Here is a 22,781-nt window from a genome sequence, read left to right on the forward strand (position 1 = left end):
CTTTGTACTTGTTATACTATGTGATGATGTAATTTACGCTTACATTTGTATATGGAAGTAGCATAAGAAAAACAATAAAATCGCCAGAAATTGTAGCAATGTAACTTGCAGCACTTTTTATTATTGGCATAACCTCCATCAGCATAGGCTGGAATCCGGAATAATTCTTCATTGTTATCATTGAACTAGCTACAACAAATATGGGAAAAGGTATTAGGGGAACTAATATTTCTGAAACCCTTCCCAAGCAAGCAAGTCCACTTCGGGCTACATATATAGCCCCTAAAATAAATACTCCCATTAATACTATCAATGGCGTTTCAGGATAACTTACCGTTGCCATAAACTCACCAAATGCTCTTGTATTTATAGTTGCTTTATATAAAAAGAAAATGATAAAAAAACCCATGAATATCTTTCCAAATACCTTGCCAAAGCAGCTTAACAGAATTTCAGACAAAGTTTTTCCCTTGTTAATTTTTGATATATATAGAACCATGAGTATGAGTATTGCTCCAATTGCCCACCCAAGAAGCACGGATATCCATGCGTCTCTTTTAGCTGCACTAGCAGGATTCACAATTGCTGTACTACCATATAAAAAGCCAAGTGCAAGCATACCCAATTGAATATTTGATAACTTAACTTCTTTCATTTCATCCTTCACCCCATCCAAAAGCTTTCACAAAATCCATAATCATGATAGTAAGGCTGGTTGGCTGTTTATCTATACTGATTAAGATCCCTAAAGCCAAACTAGCTCCCATAAAGGAAAAATATATTGCCATAATTTTTCCTTTTTCTTTTGATTGCAATAGCTCTCTTAAATTGAAAAGTACAATGATACATATTGCAGTAATAACTTTCACCAAATCAATCACCTCTTTACTTTACTTCTATGGATTTACCTATCAGTCCGGAACGTAGTATTTTTGTCTTAACTTCTATGTTTACCTTAAGTTCTGGAAAAATTTCAGGGTTCCATTTTTCTCGAACACTTTTCCAATAATCAGGTGCTACATCAAAAACTTTTGCACCGAAACCAAATATATCGCTCTTATATTCCTTTTGACATTTTGTAATGGTTTGTAAAATCTCATTTTTCACTTTTTTATTGCAACTTACAGCAATAAGCCTGGCAATCTCATCTTCTTTCATGCTTCCACCAGCATATTGCTCTCCAATATTTGCTTGTATTCCAATCTCTATATTAACTTCAGGTTTACCATGGGAATTAAATTCAATGCTCTGTTTTTTATTAGTTTTCTGAACTTCAATAGCAAGCTGCTTTTTTGATCCTTGTGGGTCTGCCACTTCTATGATAGTTCCTTCTAAACGCCCTGTTGCAAGCATATATCCTCGAGTCTCAAAGCTATCTAACCAGCCGGCCATTTTCCCTTTTAAGAAAACAGCCATGCCCTCAGCACTAGGAGTATTACCATCAATTTTTATTGCTCCAATAGAAAGCTCTTTGCCCTCAGTAGCCAATTCTCTTGCTACTTCGAGTAAAATCATATTCTTGTTAAAAGCCCGTGAATCAGCATTGTTTAATATATCTCTAATGTAGGCTCCAGGAACATTGGATAAATCAAATTCCTTTTCTAGTATTTCCTTTGCTGTTGTGCCTTTTGATACTGCCACTAATGTTTTAAACTGTGTCTCATGGTCTCTTAATGTAAAATCTATGTAATCTTCAATACCAGCTCTTGCAGCATCCTCTCCAATGATAATGACTTGAGCAGAGCTATAAAATATTCTCAAGCTTACTCTAGATAGCATCTCTCTCAAAGCACCAAAAATTGTATCTGCTGTATTGCTTACTACAACATAGCCCTTTTTATCTCCACCGCCACCATCTTTACCTCCAGCTTTTGCTGCAGAAGGTTGAAGAATTTGAACCGAAACCATTACTTTTCCATCTTCAGTTCTGTCAATTCCAAAAGCACTTGCAATAGCAAGCTCACTTAAATCGCGATTATTCCAGCATCCGGTAATAGTCAATAACATGTAAAAAGATAATATTAAGCATAAAAACCTTCTATTCATCAGTTTTCCCCTCCTTTGAAGAAAAGGATTTACCTGTTGTTCTTGTTGTGTCTTGTCCTTCAGTCAATGCACGGGGTCTGGAAAACATTGCCCAAATAGGCACAACAATGAGAGAGTCCTTAAGGTCAGCGGTATGTAGAGGCGAAAACGGAGTAAGGTACGGAATGCCAAATGACCTTTTATTACATAGGTAAGTAATTAAGACTATTGTTACAACACCTATACCCATTAATCCTAGTATTTCTGCTGCAACAAGTAACCCTATTCTTAAAATTGCTCCTGTTTTCATTAATGGAGGAACAATAAAACTACATATTCCAGCAAGAGCTGATACTATTACAAGGGGAGCAGATGCAATACCAGCATTTACTGCTGATTCTCCTATTACAATAGCTCCTACAATGCTAACCGCCTGACCAATCGCCCTTGGCATTCTGATTCCTGCTTCTCGAAGAACCTCAAATGTAAGAACCATCAAAAGGGCTTCTGTAAACGCAGAAAATGGTAACCCTTCTCTTGAAGCTGCCATTGTTAGCATTAGTTTAAAAGGTATAACCGTTTGATGGAATGTAGTCAGTGCTACGTATAAAGCTGGCAAATATAATGATATCAATAACGAAATGTACCTCAAAACCCTCACAAATGAAGCAAAATAGAACTCTCCGAAATAATCTTCCTGGGCTTGCAGAGTTTCAATAAATAAAAACGGCACTGTGAGTACTGTGGGCGTTCCATCTGCTATAATTGCTACTCTGCCCTCAAGAAGCTTTGCGGCAACCTTATCTGGCTTTTCACTATTTCCAACCATAGGGAAGAGAGGATACTTACCATCTTGAATAAACTGCTCTAAATATCCTGTAGCCAGAACTGCATCAATTTTAATTCGTTGGAGCCTTCTTCGTACTTCATCAATTATTTCCTTCTTTACTATTCCATCAATATAACAGATAGCAATATCCGTCTTGGTTTCTTCACCAAGCTTAATGCTTTCTATCTTGAATTGAGGGTTTTTAATTCTTCGCCGAAGTAAAATGGTATTGCTTCTTAAATTTTCGGTAAAACCCTCCCTTGAACCTTTAATAGAAACTTCTGTGTCTGGCTGTTCAACAGCTCTCTTTTCTGGTGATTTTACACCCACCTTAAATGCCTTGCTTTCACCCTCAATAAAAATAACAGCTTCACCGGACGATATTCCATCTATTGTATCTTCGTAGTTATTCAATTCTGATATTGTACAGCTACTAATGATATTTGTCTTAAGCAATTCGTGAATCTTATTCTTTTCATCATTACCTGAGTAATTAATAATTGGCTCAATAACATTTTGTGACAGAATTTGTCTATCTACAAACCCTTCAAAGAAAGCAACAATTATCTTTGTTTTGAGCTTTCCTATCTCTACTTCCCGAATGACAAAATCGCTACAATTGGTAAAATCCTTATTAAGTTTTTCTTTTATTTCAGCAATAGATTTTGGAATATTTTCATTTTTATACCTATTACTCTTACCTAAATGCTCTTTTTTAGTTTCTCTTTTTGTTTTTTTCATCATAAAAAAGTTTGATAGTCTTTTGAACATATAATCACCCACATAGAGTATTGACATAGAAGCTTATTCTAAACCATAAATTATTTTAGTTTTTATTTGATTTTAGGTTTATCAATTTATATATGTTACAAAAAAGATTTTACATTAGCAAATGCAGTCGAATTTTCTGCCTTTGCATTATAAAAATTAAGTATTTGACCATGTTGATGAAATAAGAAAGATTAACTTGATGTTCCAGATATGTCTAGGTTTCCTTAAAAAACCTTTGCCTATTACAGGCTGATTGTTGGTATTATAATGCTTTTGATATTAGGATATAGATCTAATTCCACCAATCCCAGCAGCCTAACTGTATTTGCTACGATAAAACAAATTATAATTCCTGTTACAGTTGGCACAAGAAATGCAGCCAGAGTCCATTTTAAACTTTGTGATTCCTTTTTTATTGTCCAGCATGTTGTTCCGCATGGCCAATGCATCCGAACCCCATGCACATGGTTAGTGTCTGTTTACCGTGAGCACGAGCTTTTTTGAAAAAGTTATCAAGATTGAATGCCACTCTAGGCAAATAGCCAATGTATTCCAGCAATGTAAACAACTGAAAGAATATAGCCGTTGGAGGCAACATAACTGAAACAACCCATGCTAAGGTTCTATATATTCCCATGACTAATAAACCATGTACCCATTGAGGTGTGCCTGCCCATATAAAAAAGCCGGTTAAATGGTCTTCAACCCAAAAAAGGAAAGATTTTAGAGGATATAATTTCATTGTTTGTATTTACATTAAGTGCAACAAAAATCTCATCATTTACGTTAAACCTAAAATTATAAGCTTGAGAGAATGTTACTGTATTGTTTAACTGAATTTCCTTCCCTTCATTAATACCATTCATTATAATAGCTTTTAGCTGCTGCTCGTATCTTTTTGTAGTATCGTTTTGCGTGTTGTTTAATTTTTTTCAGTTATAGATGTAATTTTTGCAATAGTATTTTTATAATGCTTTTCATTTGTTGAGACCAAATAAAAAGCAAAGATAGAAATACCTATGGAAAGGATTGCGATAATAAAAACATTTATGTTCTTTTTATTATTAAAAGTATTTTTAAGAAATGTTAACAAACTGAATATTTTTGTAATTCTATACATGTATTTCAAAGTCTCCTTTTTATAATCAATGTAATGTTATCACTTTGACGATACAAGTTGCAAAAATAACAAACCAAGGAAAGTTCTAAAAAATTAAGAGATTTACTCAGCAGGTCCAAAACATAAATAGTTTCTATAATTTACAAATTGAAAATGTATACACTTAAATATATAATTTTTCATGTAGGTATATAACGGTGAAAGGGTGATGGTAGTTTAAGTATGAAAAAGAAAATTTTTATCAGTATTCTTGGATTATTGTTATTACTAGGCAGTGCACAGGTTTATGCAGTAACCCTTCTTGATTCAAATATTATTAATCTGATCAACAACGGTATCAATTCAATTAAAGGTTATTACACCAATTCAACTAGTATAGAAACTGAAAATCTTAGCAAGCAATATAAGGAAAAGATAGGGCAATATGTTAATGATAAGACCGACAAAATCATAAATGAATTTGAAACACATAAGAGCAACGAGATAAACAGAGCAAATCAAGAATTAAACAACTATTTTGACGCAATGAAAAAAGAAACAGATGCTGTTGCAGATAATCAAGTTAAACAAGCTAAAGATTCGATAACAACTTCTGTAAATAATAATATTCAAGATGTTAAAATGCAAATGAATAAAGAACTTGAAAATCAAATAAAAGAAAAATTAAAAAAGAATTAAGGATTTATTATACTGTTGAATAAAGTTATAATGTAAATTGGTGTTGTAAACTACAAAATAGTTTTATGACACTACTTTTATATTATACCCATAGAACAGATTAACCATTCAATTTCACAGGTAGCACAGGTTGTTTAGACCAACTATGCAACAGCAGAAAAAATGCATCTGCAAGTGAAGAGTGCAGTCAGCAGACTTTGTCTTAGTAATGGGTAGTGGGAGCATCTTGAAAGCTACCCTTTTACCAGCCCCTATAGCAAAAGTATATAGGATTATAAAGGAGGTATTACAAAACTACTTTTAAGTAGTGAGTAATGCCCTTTTTTTGGTAATAAGTTTGAAGCGATATTTAATAAGAGTTTATAATCAACAATACGGAAATTTTAGTTAAGTGTAAGATTATATGTAGAATAGTTGCTAAGTTGTTTACCATCTCAGTTAAAAATCATTGTACCGTTTACCGGCTTTGTCAATAAGGCACAGTTTTCAAACTTAACGCTTGTTGGACTGTTTGACAGCACTTTAAAACAGATAACTCCAACAGTTCCTGTTGTTTCAGCAGCATTGCTGCTCTTGTATGGTTCCAGTCTCATATAATTATTCCCAAATTCAAGCATACCTTTGCTTGGAGTACAATATTCTATTTCTGCAGGATCATATGTTAAGTGAACTTGGCAACCTGCAAAACCAGCAAAATTTTTATATTCATATCGACTTTCAGAATTTCACTTACCCCAGGCCTTGGATTAGCGTTATCAAGTGAGATGTAGCTTGGCTGTGATTTTTAGCATATTTAAGTTGTGCTCAAAAAATAATTGTATATTTTAATAAAAAGTGATAATATTTAGGTGAAAAATTAAGTTTAAGGATAATCTTGAAATTATTCAAAGTCAGAATTATATAATGGCATTAAGATATAAAAATCTGGCTAGCTAAAGAAGAGCTAGCTTTATTTTGTAAGAAGTCCTCATACATGTCTAGGATTGTGCCGAAAATTTAGAATTTCTAAGCTCGAAACAGTTATTATACAAAAAGTAAATGCTGAAAATTAAATTTTCAAATATTTCATTTATTACTTTAAACAAATTTAATGGAAATGATATTTGATAAATTTTTATTATAATAAATTAAATTTATATAATTTATGTTGCATTATATTCATAAATAATTTGGGGGGAGAAAAGAATATGAAAAGGCCTAACAAAGCCATAGCTATGATTTTGGTTATGGTTATTGTACTATCGAGTATCTTTGTTTCAGGAGTTTCGGTATTTGCATACGAAAGAATTGATCAAAGTCAGGCATATGATATTGAAGACTTTTTATCATTTGATGATTACGGAATAAAAGCAAATGTTTTCTCCAGTAATCAGGGTACTGGGGTGAGTATTCAGCAATATGGTTTGTCTAGTGAACCAAGTACTGCACCAATGTCAGGGGTACAACCGGATTTACAATCAGCTTTGGCACCAGTTACACCAACAATTGAGCCAACAACAACTTCTACACCAACTTTCATAATAGCTAACGATGGATTATCAGCAGCACTGCCATCAGAATCTAAAACATCAAATGGAGCTTCATCTACAGAAAAAGAAACTACAACACCAAAAGAAAATACAACACCAAAAGAAACTACAACACCAAAAGAAACTACAACACCCACTAAAGAGGTAACTACAACGCCAATAGAAACGCCAACACCCACAAAAGTGATAACCGTAACACCAATAGAAACACCAACATCTACAACGGAGGCAACTGGGACCCCAACGGAATTACCTACACCTACATCAACTCAAGCACCAACAATGACACCAACTCCGGCCATTTCACCTACAGCAACACCGACGATTTTTATTGAACAGGTTGTAATAAGTCATCCGCCCTTGGAAGTTGTACTTAAATCTGAAACAACTGTAGTATATAAGGGTGAAACCGCCAATTACAGTGTAGAGATATCTAATAACACCCAATCGGCATTAAAAAATATTATTATTATTGTAAATAAAGACGGTAATTCTATGGGGCAGCTTGGCACAATAGATTATCTTGCTCCAAATGAAAAGAAGGTCTTCACATTCTCATATTCGGTTACAAATGAAGAGGTTCAATCAGGAAAACCAATTCTTTTTACATGTGTTGCAGCAGATGAGGGAGGAATTACAGGAGATGGTGAAATACCTCTTTTCCCAGCTTTAAATGCTGAATTAAAAATCACTAAAACTGCTGATAAGAATAAAGCAGTTGTAGGGGAGGATATCAATTATATTGTAAAGGTTACCAATACTGGGGATGTGGATGTAACAGGCATAAACTATGAAGACAATATAGGAGGCTCTGTTTTAAAACCTTATCCTGTGATTGATAAATTAAGCCCCGGACAGTCCGAAATATTTACATATTCATACAAGGTGACTTTGAAGGATTTAAGGACAATAAATAAGCTTACTGCCATTTCAAAAGCATCCGGAAGTGCTTCATTATATGCTCTTGATGATGGAACAATGGAGAGTACAGATGTAAATTGTGATACAAAATGCGAAACAGGCATATATTCATCCGCAAAACTTGAATACTGCGAAAACATTTCAGGAATATCACAAGGAAACTGGATTCCGGTTGAGAATATAACTGAAAAGTATTATATAAAGAATAACGGAAAAGACATTGAGGTTAGTGCAGTATATGAAGGGGATGCATTGAAAAGCTGGAAAGATGATAAAGGAAAAATATACAGCGAAAGTGAACTTGTAAAAACAGAGTATAATTTTATTCTTCCAAATGGAAAAGTATACGATGTAAGACTATATTCCAATGACAAGGTTTATTCATTTAATGTAGATACATCCGATGATTCGGAAGTTTTGGCGTCAGCGGCATTAGTAGATAAGAAAAGCAGTGTCAGTGCAGTTGTCTACAAAAATATAGATGCACCTATGGTGGAAAAGAGAGGGCAAGTCTATGATTTTGGTATAAATGATGTTGTTATAGGTTCAATAAAAACAGAAGACAAACATGTTGAAATATCAGCAAAAAATATTTCATTCTCTCAAGGAATAACTTTGGACACTATTTTAGATTCCCAAATTAGCCTTACAGCTATTGGTGACATCGATCTTTTTAACCTCAAGAAAATAAATTCAAATGACATTTTTGTTATTGGTACAAATGTACGCCTTTCAAGTATGGAAACAGATGGCGGCAACATGCGGGTTCTTGCTACAAATAAGATTAATATTGAAAAAGGTGCTGTAATAAATACCAAGAATAGAGATGATAATGGTGCAATAATTGGAAACTCAGGAGATGTTTCAATGATTGCAGGTGAAGAGATATTTGCACAGGATGTTAAAATACTTGCAGATACCGATTCTAAAGGCAAGTACAGTGATGGTGATGTTGAGCTTAAAGTAACAAATACTCCTGACAGTATGGATATTTTAAGCTATACCAAAACAGAGGGCATATCCAAAATTGATTTGTCAGGTGAAATAAAAGGCGGAGATGTCACAGTTTCAGGTGAGACAGAAATTCCTGTACTGTTTTTACCCTGGCTAAACTTTGATTCCGATATTATCGGTTCAGATCTAAAGGAAACAATAAAAGATGCCTTGCTTAGTAAGTTCATGTCAACTTTTGGTACGAGTGTTCCTTTTGCCTTTAAGTTTAACGACACCGAGACTACTGTAAATATGAATGCAAACATTTTTGCATCAGGTTATGTTAAGGTCTATGCCGAGTCGGATAACGGCGTGAGTGCCAGCAGCTCTTTTTATGGAGCGGCTATTGCAGTTGGGCATTCAAAGTCTTTTGCAAGTATCAATATAGGCGGCAGCATAAGTGCAAAGGACAAGGTTGAGGTTATAAGTGAATCACAGTCTGTTGCTGATGTTAATGCGGCTGCAAAAAATACCTTTAACAAATGGGCAACAGTAAATATAGTAGAATCTGATACCAATCTTGTTTCAAAAATTGATATAAGTTCAAATTCAGTGATTGAAGGAAGCGGCGTAGAGATTAATGCCAATGGTTTCTATAAAAATTCTGTTGCTGCAACAGGATCTGCGGCAGATGGCAAAGCTGCACCGACCATTACTGTTGAGAATGCCAAGAGTGATGTAGGGACGATAGTAAGCGGTACAATTAAGAGTAGCGGGAAGAACAATGTCTCAATAAATTCTGATCTTCAAAGTATAGATTATGTAACAGCAGGATCAGGTATCGGTCTTTCGTGGCTTAAGAGAAAAATGCAGGGGATATATAAGAATACAGCTTTATATAAAGCTGGCATGGAACAAGTAAGCGGTATTACTTCGGCCATTAAAAAAGGTATAACGGGAAAGGAATCTTCTAACGAACCAGCTACATCAAAGCTTAAGATTTCTGCTTCTGTAGCATATCAAAAGGTTGAAAACCAGATTAATACAGTGATAAATCCCACAGCGAAGATATATTCCGAGGGAGAAGTAATAATAGATTCAAATACAAGGCAGAAGATTGCAAACTCATCAAATGCAGCCATAAAGGAAAACTTTTATGAGGAATCAACTGATGTTGCTGTGGGTGGTGCGGGTGCAATTTCGTTTGTTAAAAATCACAGTAAATCGGATATATACGGCGAAATTAATTCAAAGGGTAAGCTAACAATAGATTCAAAAATTAGGTATCCATTGCTCTTTGAAAAAGTATTAAAGCTTGATGAGGAAATAAGTGGCATAAGTGATAAAGCAAAGGCAGCTAAAGATTTCCTAAATGATAAGCTTTCCAACTTAAATGAAAACACATTGTTGGAAGAACTGGGAAAAGCAGAAGATTATTCGGATGCTATTTATGATTTTACAAATGAGTATACGACCATTGGTCTTTTTAATTCGGATGTGGGTTCTAAAACAACATCTGTAAAAGCAGGTATTGCAGGTGCCATAAGATATGTTAAGTTTGACAATGAAGCTACATCCATAATTAAGGACGGAGCCAAGATAAATCAGGATGTAGCATACAAAACTGCCAATCAGGATGTGGAAATAAAATCCGATGTGGACACATCAAACCTACATAATGTTGGAATGTACAAACTTACAAGCATATTTGGAAGTAAATCAGGGGGTATACAGATAGGTGCTGTTCTTCTTCTGAAGTTTATGGAAAATAAGGCTAACTCCCTTATTGAAAAAGGAGCTTTTGTAAGCGGTAATAATATAAACCTATCTTCATTTAATAAAAGGCTTGATGTAGGCTTTGTTATGAGCGGAGCACAGGCAAAGGACTTTGGATTTACAGGCTCATCAGTATACAACAAAGTTGACAATGATACCAAGAGCCTTATTTCAGAAGGTGCTATGATAAATTCCAACAATTTGGGAATTAAAGCAGACGACAACCTTTTAGAGATTGACTTTGTCGGCGGCGTTATGAAGGCATCAAGTGCAGTTGGTGGTGCTGCTGGGTTAAATGAGATAACAAGGGATGTTGAAGCTGGAATTAAAAAAGAGGATGGAACAGTAACAAAATATGATGTAAATGTAAGGGGTAAAATTAAAATTGATTCCAATGCTAAAGGTAATATTTATCTTGCTGATGTTGCGGCAGCGGTAAGAACTAATAGTTCACCGGAAGTTACACCAATCGGTACCCATGAAAAGGCAATGATAGCTCCAAAGGATAATGAAAATAAGCTTACAAACATAACAAATCAGAATGGTGCAGGTGAAAAAGCCGGTAAGTTCGGCTTTGGAATTTCAGGCAGTGTTTCTTTCAATAATGTTAATGATAATGTCAAATCTTTCATTGATACATCCAAAAAGCTTTGGACTTCCGATATAGATATTGATTCAGGGAATAAAACAGGAGTTTATTCATTGTCCGGAGGACTTGCAATGTCAACAGCATCAGGTTCATCTTATGCAGGACTTGCAGGAGCAGTGAGCTATAACAAGCTTACAGGAACTACTGAAAGCTATATAGCAAATACTGATGTACAAGCGAATACTGTAAGTATAAACTCAGTAAGAGAAGGGCGGGTCTACACAGCAGCGGCAGGAGGATCCGGTTCAAGCATGGGTTCATCCAAGACAGGGGTTGCAATTGCAGGATCGGTTACCATAAATGATGTATCAAACAGTACCAAGGCATATATGTCAAATATCAAAGGAAAGATAGCAGGAAGTACTGATATCCTGGCAAAAAACATGTCTCAAGTAGCTTCTTTGGCTGGAGGCGTTGGAGTATCAAGCACTGTTGGTATTGGGGCTGCAGTAGCTTATAACAATATAGAGAATAATGTATATGCAAATGTTTTGAATTCAGATTATGAACAATGGGGGCAATTAAAAATAAATTCAGTAAATGGTCAGCATGATGATGATCTTGATACTGAAGAAGAGTTAAGAGAAGACATATCAAAGGAAAATTCAAAAGCTAAGGATAAAATGGATATCATAACTCTTGGTATTTCAGCAGGAGTATCGAAGACAGTATCTTTAGCAGGAACAGTATCTTACAACATAATTGACAACAATATTAATGCAACAGTAGAAAATACTCATTTTGTTGATAGTTATGGTAATGTTATTAAATCAAACGGACCTATAGAAGTAAAATCCTTAAATGAAGCGGATATAATATCATTATCAGGAGCTGTTGGGGTCTCCGGTACAGGAGGATTTGCCGCAGCAGTAGGCATTAATAAAATAACCGGAGGAACAAGGGCTAAAATAATAGACAGCAAAATTCCAAGTTACGGAAAGCTCAACAACCAGGCAAACACAAACTCATTTATAGTGGGTATTGGTGTCGGCGTTGCAGTTGTATCGGACAGTATCAAAAATATGAAGGATTCAACAAAAGATGTCAAGGTTGATGGACTTGGAAAAGGCATGGAAAATGGCAATGGAAACACAAATAGTTTAAATTCCAATGAAATGCCAAAGACTGGAGCATCACCGGGGCAAGGAACAGGCGGTAGTAGTGGTTCATCAGGAGGCTCATTCGGTATAGGTATCTCGGGAAGTGTATCCATAAACATCATTGAAACTGATGTCATTTCAAGTATAGAAAACACTTCTTCCAATGAATTGTCAATGGATGTGGGTTCCTTGGCAAACACTGCGCAAAGCAAGTCAGACATATATACATTGTCGGGTGCTGTTTCAGCCAATCTAAGTGCAAATGGCAATGGAGCAGTTTTGGCGGGAGCAGTAAGCTACAATAAGATAAAAGGAAACAATACTAGCTTTATTAAAAATATTAAAATAATTGATGTGGGAAATCTATACATTGATAACAAACGCAGCGGTAAAATCTATTCCCTGGCTATAGGGGGAGCAGGAGCGTCATTCCAGTCAAAGGGAGCGGTTATTGCAGGTTCGGTAACTATTAATGATATTGAAGGAGATACTTTAGCTTCAATAGATAAATCGTCAGGTACAATAACCGGAGACACTACAATAAAGGCAAATGATAGTTCTGTAATAAAAACTCTTTCAGGTGGATTAGCTGTTGGTTCATCGGTGGGAATCGGGCTTGCTACAAGTGTAAGTTTCCTTGATTGCGATACATCATCCCTTATAACGGATTCAAATCTGCAGCAATCAGGTTCAATAGGTATAGGTGCCTCAAATGGTTTAACTGGAAGCGGTAAGGATAACTATGATATACTTTCTCTTGCTCTAAGTGCTGGAGTAAGTGAATATGCAGGTATAGGTACCTGTGCTACGGTTAATATAATTGATAATGAAACTCAAGCAAAGATAGTGAGGTCAATAATAAAAGGATCCGATGATAAGCAAAAAACTGATATAACAGCCAATGACTATTCTGACATAGGCAGCCTTGCAGGTGGAGTAGCAGGGGCAACCGGCGGGGGAGCATTGGGAGCTGCAGTAGCATATAACGAGATTGACGGAAGTATTGAGGCTCTAGTTGAAGACTCGACATTGACATCGGATGGAGATCTAAACCTTATGTCAAATGCTGAGGGTGAGATCAAGTCTTTAGCAGCAGGTCTTGCGATGTCAAGATATGCATCGTTAGCAGGTTCAGCAACATTAAACCTGATAAATCGTGATGTGGTTTCAAGAATAACAGGCTCAGATATTAAAGGAACGAAAAATTATATAAAATCTGTTTCTTCCAAGGCAAATGAAAAATCCAATGTCTTATCCATCGCAGGATCCGCAGGTATATTGGGAGATGTGGCAGTTGGGGCTTCAACTGCATACAACGAACTTAAAAACAATGTAAAAGCGTATGTTGAAAAGTCAAAAGTATTGTCACAAGAAAAGATGGATATAAATGCTTCAACTTCGGGGGATATCAAATCATGTTCTGCAGGAGCTTCAGTTGCAGCAGCAATGGAAGGTGAAATTCCGGTAGGCCTTAGTATAGCTGCATCAGTATCACTTACTACAAACAAAAAGGTTGTTGAGGCATATATAAAAGATTGCCTTGACTTGGAAGCTCACAAAATAATGAGTTATGGTGATATAAATGTTAATGCATTACAAAACTCCAGCTTTATCGTAGTAGGAGGTATGCTGGATATTGGATTAACTGCAGGCTTTGGAGGCTCTGTTGAAATTACCGATATGAATAATGTTGTAAGAGCATACATAGATAATTCGGATGTTACAGCATTATCCAACCTTTCGGTTAACTCAACATCAAATGACAAGTTAAATCTTACAACAGGATCTGCAGGTTTTGGTTTATTTGCAGATTTAAAAGGCCAGGTTGGTGTTCATACTCTTAAAGAAACTACCGATGCCTATATAACGGATTCAGTTATAAATTCAGACAATGAAAATGGTAATGTAGCTGTAATAGGTAAACATACATCTGACATAACCTTTATAAGCGGCAGCTTAAGTACAAGTGCAGGAGCTGCAGCGGGTGCCACTGTTGATACGTCGGTTATTAACAATACTTCAAACGCATATATTTCAGATAATACTACTGTATATGCCAAGGACCTTAAGATAAACTCAGATGTAAATGATGAAATAAAGAAAACCTTAGCCGGTGCGGCAATAAGCTCCTTGTCTGTATCGGGTGTTGTAGCCGTAAATGATATATCAAAAGGATCAATGGCTTATATAGACAATTGCGGAGTATATGCAACAGGAGATGTAGAGGTCAAGGCATATAACAGAACCCATTCTGATACTGATGCAGGTAACGGAACATATGCAGGCATGGCAGCTTCCGGAACAACTACTGTAAATAATATTAGTAACAAGACAATAGCTAAAATAACCGGTTCAAGGGTAAACTCATTAAAAGAAATACGAGTTATTGGAGAAGGCGATGACAGGGCTGATAACCTTGGGGTTGGAGTTACTGTGGGTACTGCATCTGTATCAGGTGTTGTTATGGTCAATGTTGTAAAAAGCACTGTTGATGCATTTATAGGAGCAAATGATGCTTTGCTGACATTAATCAACCAGGAAGCCGGATATCAGGGCAGCCAGGATAAACAAAAACTTACTGTTAAGTCATTTAATCATGCCAAGGTGCAGGATGATTTGGGTAAAGGAGCTTTGAATTATGCCAATGCAGGTGCAGCAATAGATATATCAAAGCTTATAAATAGGTCTGTTGCCAAGATAGGAAAGACAACAACAGTTTATGCTGCAGGTGATATTGCAATAGAATCTGATTCAACAAAGAAACTTGGCTCAAATGTTATATCAGCCGCAGGCGGTGTCTTAAATATAAACGGATCAATATCGCTTTTGACAGTTGGTGAAAGTGATAATGAAAATGCAAGAAAAGAGATTAGCCAGGACTTGCTGACATCTTTGCAAGACGATACAGATAAGAAGGAATTGATTCCGTATAATGAGGACAGTCAGGTTGAGGATGCAAGAAGCAGCTATGATCAGTATGAGGCTCCTGATGTAGAAAATCTATTGGGCTTCTCAAATAATAAAGAGGCTGTTACAGGTGCTTTCATTGAGGATGGTACAAATTATGGTGATGCTCCATCAGTTACATGTGGAGGCACATTATCAATCAAGGTTAATGGCAGTATAGATGCAAAATCAAAATCCGGTGAAGCATCGGGTGTATTGGTACCTATAGGAGCATCTGTTTCGCTTATGGATGTAAAAGAAAATAGCGAAGCATATATTGGACAATATTCAAAAGTTACTGCACAGAACCTTGACATACAGAATGTATTAAAAGAAAATGCAGATGTTAAGGCATATGATGCAAAGCTTTATGGATTGGAAGCAAAATACAATCTGGCAAAGCTTGAAGTATTGCCTGCAATAAGAGCATATATTTCAGACAATGCAATTGTAAATGTAGATAAAAATATAAATATTAAAACACAGTTTAATCCTGAAAATATATCTGAAATAAAAGGTCTTGGAGTTGGAGTTGCTTCAGTAAATGTATCCAATGCTTTTTCAGATGTTAAGCCTTTGGAAGAATCATTTATAGGCAAAAATGCCAAAGTGTCAGCAGGAGCTAAGAAGCTCATTGGCGATCCCGAGATAATATTTAATGGCCAGGCCGAAGTAAAAGGAAATCCAGAGCTCAAATTTGAAAAAATGGAAGTTGCTGGAGAGCAGCTGGAATTTAAGAAAATTGATAATGAGGATAAAGTGGATGGAAGTATTACCCGTTCAACCGGTGACTTTGTGCAGGATGGATTCTATGCCGGGCAAATTATCACTGTAAGAAATAATCCTAATAATACAAACGGTAATACTACAGGCACAGATTTATCCGGGACAAATACAAATAGCAACTTAATAAGCATAACTGAAAATGTATACGGCACAAGCTATAAAATCGTTGAAGTTGATTCAAAAACCATAAAGGTTGCCTTAAACATCGGCGGTAATTTTGTTGATGAAATATCAGACAGCTATATAATTACAGGTGACAACAAAATCACAAGGTCCGAAGGAAGCTTCATAGATGATGGTTTTGGGGTAAATGGAATATCTATGGAAGAAGGCCAGGATATCAGTTACTATATGGTAAACAATATTTCAGGAGATGGTAAAATACTCTATGTCGATAAAGACTTCAAGATGACAAAAGACGGGAATAATGTTCCATACAGTTTCAATGGAGAAATAAGGGATAATGTAATATTAAAGAGTGCTGTAAAAGACAGCATAGTAAAAACATCAGGAACTTGGGAAGAAGAAGGAATAAAAATCGGTGATAAAATTGTTATCATGGGAACCAAGCTAAATGATGGCGAATATGTTGTGGCGGATATTGAAGATGGCAATAAAATAGTTTTAGATTCCATTGGAAGGGTTAAGGATGAGACGGTAAGGGATATTCGTATTGATAAACTTTCCGATGAAATAAGTACTGAAAATAGTATCCAAATATCCAGTAGATCAGATGTAGGTAATAATCCTTCAAATAAAGTATCAAAGATTGGAATAGCAGTAAATGGTGTATCAGCAAATGTTAGTGTTACTAAAGCTGTGTATGATGAAAAAATGAATTCATTTATTTCGTCGGATGCACTGGTATTTACAAAGGGCAGAATCGGTATAGGTTCATCATCCAATACAAATCAAAATGCAGGTGTAGAAGGATATGGTGCCAATGCAGTAGATATTACAAATCTATTTGCTGATTCACAGCTTACTTCAAAGGCCAAGTCATCAATAGGACAAAACGCAGAGGTATTTGCAGGAGCACTGGAGTTTATAAGCGAAGGCAGCGAAACAAGTAAGGTAAAAGCAGCTTCGGGAAGCGGAAGTGCAGCAGGTTCTGTGTATATGAAAGGCGGAAGTATTACTGATTCCCAGGCACAAGTGGAAATAATGGAAAATGCCAGAATAAAGGCTAAGAGGGTCATAATAAATACAACAGGCAAAAATGGCATAGATAACTTTGCAGATGCAATTACAGTTTCCGGTGTGGGTCTTGGAAATTCTGCATCCGATACAAATTCAAAAGTTAAGTCCAATATAAAAATTGATAATGGTGTCGTGATTGATGCAGATACTTATGAAATTGTTGCAAGGACAAATACTGATAAATCAGAGGTGAATTCAAGTAAATCAATTGATTCTGTTTTAGCAGGATTGATAATTGAAACAACAGCTTATACGGATCTTAATGTTGTGGCGGATGCAACAATAGATGTGGGGGATAATGTTACACTAAACGCCAATAAAAACACAAAGAACTGTGCTGTTTTGTATACTGAAAACAATGTAAATGCAAATGACAAGATAGGGTTAAAGATTGCAGCAGCAGTTACCATTCCTGTAATAGCGCAAACAAACTTTGATGTAAAGACCAACTCAAAGATCAATATTGGAGAAAATTCAAATATCCTCTCTTCAGGCGATGTTAGCATGGAATCGGTATCCAATGTAAATGCAAAGTCAAAGGTTGATGTCACTGTGATAGGTGCACTATCTGCATCCACAATGGGAGAAAGTAATGTGAAGACCTATGCTGATAATAACATAAACCTAAGCAAGAGCTCAAAAATAAAAGCAAATGGTTTTGTGAATATGTATACAGGTCTTAGTGGTTATAATGTTCCAACAGTGACAGGAATAGAAACAACAGGAAACGATTTTAATTACAAAAAAGGAAGGTTTGACATATCGGCAGATGCAATTATAAACAACTGGAATGCAGTACCTATACATACGGCAGGAAAAGGTTATGCAATGCTTGATGAGAAAAATACCATCACTGTGGATGGAGATATATTTGCATCCAGGGATGTCAAGATGTTTGCAAATCATGGAGTGACTCTTGTAAGAGGTATGGGTGAAGCCAATAATCCATATACCAAAGCTATTGGAGCAGACATAAGAAACAGTAATGGAGAGGCTTTTATAAACCAGAATAATGTATATGTTAACGGAATTATTGACGCCAGTATAAATGAAAAGGTTTTCTTTAATATAAAAGAAGATGGGACGTTATCTTCCGACTCAAGCAAAAAGGTAGATTATAAAATAACAGAAGAAAATATTCTTACCAATCTTCTTAATGAATACCAAAGGCTTGAAAAACTGGTGGCCGAGTATGGAAAAACTCAAGCAGAGCCCGGTATCAAACTGCAGTTGGAGCTTGTAAAAAATGAACTTAAGGAAATGGGTTATTGGGATAAGTCAACTGACATGATAAAAATTTCCCGTTTGTCAAAGTTTATAAACCTTTCTCCAATTACATCTGCACTTACAAGTGTATTTATTGAAGGTAATAAAGTATCTTATGATATAAATAAAATCAGAGTTTCAAAGGAAGCAAGCATAGACATAGAAAACGAAAGTCCATATAATCTAAGGCTAAGTGATGTCATTATACCGAACAATAATGGCGGTTATGTATATGTGAACGGCTTCCAGAAGAAAAAGAGTAATATAAAGCCTATTGCAGACATCATTATTCATAATAAATATACCAATGCCGGAAAGAATGATATTAAGGTTCTTGGTGACATAGAAATTAAGGGAAATATTGAAAACAAGGGCGGAAATGTTGATATCACCAGTACGGGAGGCATTATTGTAAGCGGAGAAATCTCAGCAGGGGAAAAACCAACATTAATGCGGGCGGCAAGTTTGTACAAAAATATGTTGATGCATTGATCCACTTAGGTGGGGAACCTATAGCAATATTTAACGCTAAAGAGAATATAAAAAATACTATTAAAGGCTCGTCGGTGTATATCGCAGCAAGAGAGCTTAATGTTAATGGTAATATTCGAGCTGGTGCAGATGCTCAACAGCTTATCGTAGATGATGAGATAAAGGCACAGATTAAGAGATATGAGGACAGCAATATAGTGACTACAAGTTATGAGGATTGTCCGCTCTATAATAGTGCGAGCAATATTAAAGCTTTCTGGGATCCTGTTTCTAAAAAGATAGTAGTAGATGATATAAATGCATCAGGCGGTAATGTGTTTTTATCAGGTCAGATCATGAGCACCATAAAGAATACAAATGGTGATTCTTCTGGTGCCATTGAAGCATTGGACGGGTTTTCAAATATAAATATAGTTAATAATTCCAACTATGCCATTGAATTTAATGATATTAAGGTAGGACAGGATTTTGAAGGTAAAATAAGAGTTACAGATACTGCACCTATGGTATATAATTCTAAAAATATTAGTGAGCCTGTTACGAAAGAATATACAAGAGTAAATGGCAAAGTATTTGAAAGGGTTGTTAATGATGGCAATGGAAACCAATTGTCTGAGAAAGAGGTTACAAATGCAAACTTCACTCCGTTAAGCGGATTGAGGTATACATGGGTAACGGGGGAAAGATCAGTTATTAAAGAAGATATAACATACTGTTCATCATCTTTCTGGGGTATAGATTGGTTGTCAAAGGACCCTGATGATATCATCAGTTATGAAAAAATCAAGCTTGATAAGGTACCTCTTTTAGAGGGTGAGTATGTGGAGTACCGTCCAGCGGTAACTGAACATTACAAATCAGAAGAGTCACCTAAGGATTTTCCGACGACAACATTAAAAGAAAGGGAGATCACCCACACATGTAACTGGTCGGAAGAATATCCATGGTACAAATTTAAATCCAACAAATATTATGCCCATGAAATTTACGAGACAGGTATTAAAGATATCAAGAGAAACAGTATTGAAGCGGATGCACCTATAAAAATAGGCTTTATTGGTTTTGAGGATCATGGAACCTTCAGCATTGATTCAAAGGCAGGAGAAATAAGCTTTAATAAAGGCTTTGGAAATGATTCTACAGATATTAAAATTGATGCAGCCAAAATTAGTTCGGCACCGGCAGTTGTCCTGTGGGCAAAAGGAGTTACACTAAGCTCAAAATCAGGTATTGGGGATGCGGCAAATCCTCTTTGTATTGAGACTAAGAACGGTGAAGCTATAAATATCAGTTCATCAAAAGGAAATGTTTATTTATTAAAGGATAACGGAAATCTAATACTTGATTCTGTAAAAGTTCCTGACGGAGATTTGGTGATAGTTGCTGATGGAGATATAGCATCAAAGGACATAGAAAGTATCATTGAGACCAAAGGAATAGATTTTACTTCAAGAAATGGAAAAATAACAGGTATCAATTTGTCCTCATCAACAAATCCTATTATGGCAAATGCATTGGAGGATATTGATATAAATGTATTAAAGGGTAATGCAATAATTGGAAATATTGATTCATTAAAAGGTGCTGTAAAAATTATAGTTACAAAGGGTTCGCTAATTTCCAAGGAAAGTACTTCTCCAGCACTTGCATTACTTGACTACAAAAAGGATAAACTGATTTTAGATACTGGTTATAATTCTTCATGGATAAAAGCCGGGGAAATTACGATCGAAGCTCAAAATGTAGGAAACACACCTACAATAACAGTAAACAAGAACTCATTAAGCGGACAGATTTTGAATGCATTAGAAGATAATCCTGATGTAAAGTATTTGGTACAAAAGACTTTGGTTCAGAATTATCCTCTTTCAGAAAAAGATATTAAGAAAGAATTTATAAAGCTATTTGATGAAGAAGATAAGACAGATATGACAAAATATTTAATAGACAAAATTAATGAAATTCCAAACAAGGTTAATATATCTAAAGATGAGCAGTTTGCACAAATACTAAACTCCATAGTATTCTTTGACTGCAATAAATTCTATGAAGATGTAAAAGGCTTCCTTGATGAGAAATCATTAACTGATGAAATTAAAGGTCTTATCAATAATTCTGCAAGGACAGAGATTGAGTCGCAAAAGCTTAACAGGTTGATCCTTGAAATTAGCTATCCAAAAGAAATTGTAAAGAGTGTACCTGTTGAAATTGAGGAAACATATGTTGAACTTCCATATATTAACGACATAAATATTGAAGCAGGAAAATTAAACATAAAATCAGGTCATGATGAATTTAGTGTTGATCAGGATGGAAATACTAATTCGAAATATGTACCTGGGAATATATATGTTGAGGGTAAGGAAGAGATATCCTTAGGTACTATAACAGGGGATAACGTTGTTATTACTTTCGATAAGGGTATTAAAGCAGCTGAAAGTGGCACTGCCGGAATAACTGCAAAAAATGTTTTCCTTACAGTTAACGGTAATGGTAGTATCGGAAATACAAAAGAGCCTCTGGAAATTTATGCAGATAAGATCAGTGGCAAAACTCAAGGAGTCATAGCTATAACTACCAAGGATATTGATGATGATGTTACAACTAAAGAAAATATTAATGTTGGTTATATTTATGGACTGGATACAGTATCATTAATTAGCAGTGGTTCTATCACAGCAGCATATACAGATATGGGATACAACATTGAATCAAGAAATCCGAATCTCAAATGGGCAGTTGATCTTGATAAGGATGAAAATTCTGTAAAAGTATATAAGATACCATTGCCAGTAACCAACATAGAATCTTTTTATGTAAAGGGTACGGATAACGGTTTAAAAAGTCTGGAGATATTTGGTGAAGATAATACTGTTATTCCTCTAAGCCCTCAATTTTCACCAAGTAATCTTGAATATACTGCAAAAGTTTCAAGTAAAACTGAAAACATAACAGTTAAGATTGAGAAGGATGAACATGCAGTAGCAGAGATATCAGGCAACAGAGGCCTAAAAGTAGGCAGGAACATTGTCACAGTTGTCATAACAGCAGAAAACGGATATAAGAGGACATATACAATCGAAGTCACACGTGACAAAGCTACAGAGCCAATAAAGGAAGAGGATAAAAAAGATATTCCAAGTGTTAAATTGACAGATATATCAAAGCATTGGGCCAATGAAGCAATCTTAAATCTTCTTGAGAAAGGAATTGTGTCAGGATATACTGATAATACATTTAAGCCAGATAACAAAATAACAAGGGCAGAGGTCGCAGTACTGTTGATAAAAGTAAAGGGAATTGTGCCTGGAACTTCCAAAGGATTGGATTTCAAAGATTGGAACAAAGTACCTTCCTGGGCTGCCGGATATCTTATGGAAGCAGTAAATAAAAAGATAATGGGCGGATATCCTGATAAAACTATAGGTGCAGAAAGAGAAATTACCCGTGCAGAAGCAATTGTAATGATATTGAAAGCCTTTGAAAAAGAACCTTCAGATTATAAGCTTGCTGGTTTTAAAGATTCTGCAAAACTTCCAAAATGGGCAAGTGGATATATATCAACTGCTTTTGGTCTTGGATTTATTAAGGGATATGCTGATGGGACAATCAAACCCAATAATAGAATTACAAGAGCTGAGGTGGCGTGGATAATATTTAAAGCTATGGAAAGTGCTAAAGCACCAAAATAGCGGCAAATGAATGTACAAATATTAAATATTTATCAAAACAATAATTAATAATCTAAACGCAAAAAGTA

Annotated in this window: 9 protein-coding genes and 1 pseudogene; 3 read left to right on the plus strand and 7 right to left on the minus strand. The window is 35.5% G+C overall.

Translation table 11 applies throughout. From position 1 onward, the window contains the following. Window positions 1-16 precede the first annotated feature (16 nt). From Bccel_RS03035 to Bccel_RS31200, 6 genes and pseudogenes are all read right to left on the minus strand, one after another. Window positions 17-655: a GerAB/ArcD/ProY family transporter gene (locus Bccel_RS03035; RefSeq protein ID WP_050753041.1), complete on the minus strand. Its 639-nt coding sequence runs from the start codon at window positions 653-655 to the stop codon at window positions 17-19. A gap of 1 nt (window position 656) precedes the next feature. Beyond that, window positions 657-872, minus strand: coding sequence for a hypothetical protein (locus tag Bccel_RS03040; RefSeq protein ID WP_036942921.1), 216 nt, complete (start codon window positions 870-872; stop codon window positions 657-659). A gap of 13 nt (window positions 873-885) precedes the next feature. Beyond that, window positions 886-2,046 (minus strand): Ger(x)C family spore germination protein, encoded by a 1,161-nt coding sequence (locus Bccel_RS03045; protein WP_036942922.1) that lies wholly within the window; start codon window positions 2,044-2,046, stop codon window positions 886-888. Beyond that, window positions 2,039-3,625, minus strand: coding sequence for a spore germination protein (locus tag Bccel_RS03050; protein ID WP_242856989.1), 1,587 nt, complete (start codon window positions 3,623-3,625; stop codon window positions 2,039-2,041). The genes Bccel_RS03045 and Bccel_RS03050 overlap by 8 nt, the downstream gene beginning before the upstream one ends. A gap of 242 nt (window positions 3,626-3,867) precedes the next feature. Continuing rightward, entirely contained in the window at window positions 3,868-4,074 is a 207-nt protein-coding gene (locus Bccel_RS03055; protein ID WP_036942925.1) for a hypothetical protein, read from the minus strand. Continuing rightward, a pseudogene (locus tag Bccel_RS31200) lies at window positions 4,071-4,352 on the minus strand (nucleoside recognition domain-containing protein); the annotation flags it as partial. The pseudogene Bccel_RS31200 and the gene Bccel_RS03055, both read right to left, overlap by 4 nt. Window positions 4,353-4,967: 615 nt before the next feature. Between Bccel_RS31200 and Bccel_RS03065 the strand changes: the two are divergent. Beyond that, a complete protein-coding gene (locus tag Bccel_RS03065; RefSeq protein WP_036942931.1) occupies window positions 4,968-5,423 on the plus strand; it encodes a hypothetical protein in 456 nt (151 codons plus the stop codon). Between the two features lie 434 nt (window positions 5,424-5,857). On the opposite strand, the gene Bccel_RS32285 is transcribed toward Bccel_RS03065, so the two are convergent. After that, window positions 5,858-6,016 carry a hypothetical protein gene (locus Bccel_RS32285; protein WP_338053597.1) on the minus strand — a complete coding sequence of 53 codons (159 nt, stop codon included), beginning with the start codon at window positions 6,014-6,016 and terminating at the stop codon, window positions 5,858-5,860. Window positions 6,017-6,610: 594 nt separating this feature from the next. Here Bccel_RS32285 and Bccel_RS03070 point away from each other — a divergent pair. Together Bccel_RS03070 and Bccel_RS03075 are read left to right on the plus strand one after the other, a co-directional pair. Continuing rightward, window positions 6,611-19,021 (plus strand): DUF7507 domain-containing protein, encoded by a 12,411-nt coding sequence (locus Bccel_RS03070; protein ID WP_050753042.1) that lies wholly within the window; start codon window positions 6,611-6,613, stop codon window positions 19,019-19,021. Further along, complete coding sequence (locus Bccel_RS03075) at window positions 19,018-22,713, plus strand: S-layer homology domain-containing protein (RefSeq protein ID WP_050753043.1); 3,696 nt, start codon at window positions 19,018-19,020, stop codon at window positions 22,711-22,713. The genes Bccel_RS03070 and Bccel_RS03075 overlap by 4 nt, the downstream gene beginning before the upstream one ends. Window positions 22,714-22,781: the final 68 nt, after the last annotated feature.

It is taken from the genome of Pseudobacteroides cellulosolvens ATCC 35603 = DSM 2933 (assembly GCF_001262605.1).
Lineage (GTDB): Bacteria > Bacillota > Clostridia > Acetivibrionales > DSM-2933 > Pseudobacteroides > Pseudobacteroides cellulosolvens.

Bases quoted from the DNA above. Each gene is read 5' to 3' on its own strand.
- Bccel_RS03070 (WP_050753042.1), top strand. From the start codon at position 6,611: ATGAAAAGGCCTAACAAAGCCATAGCTATGATTTTGGTTATGGTTATT.
- Bccel_RS03050 (WP_242856989.1), bottom strand. From the start codon at position 3,625: ATGTTCAAAAGACTATCAAACTTTTTTATGATGAAAAAAACAAAAAGA.
- Bccel_RS03055 (WP_036942925.1), bottom strand. From the start codon at position 4,074: ATGCATTGGCCATGCGGAACAACATGCTGGACAATAAAAAAGGAATCA.
- Bccel_RS32285 (WP_338053597.1), bottom strand. From the start codon at position 6,016: ATGAGACTGGAACCATACAAGAGCAGCAATGCTGCTGAAACAACAGGA.
- Bccel_RS03045 (WP_036942922.1), bottom strand. From the start codon at position 2,046: ATGAATAGAAGGTTTTTATGCTTAATATTATCTTTTTACATGTTATTG.
- Bccel_RS03065 (WP_036942931.1), top strand. From the start codon at position 4,968: ATGAAAAAGAAAATTTTTATCAGTATTCTTGGATTATTGTTATTACTA.
- Bccel_RS03035 (WP_050753041.1), bottom strand. From the start codon at position 655: ATGAAAGAAGTTAAGTTATCAAATATTCAATTGGGTATGCTTGCACTT.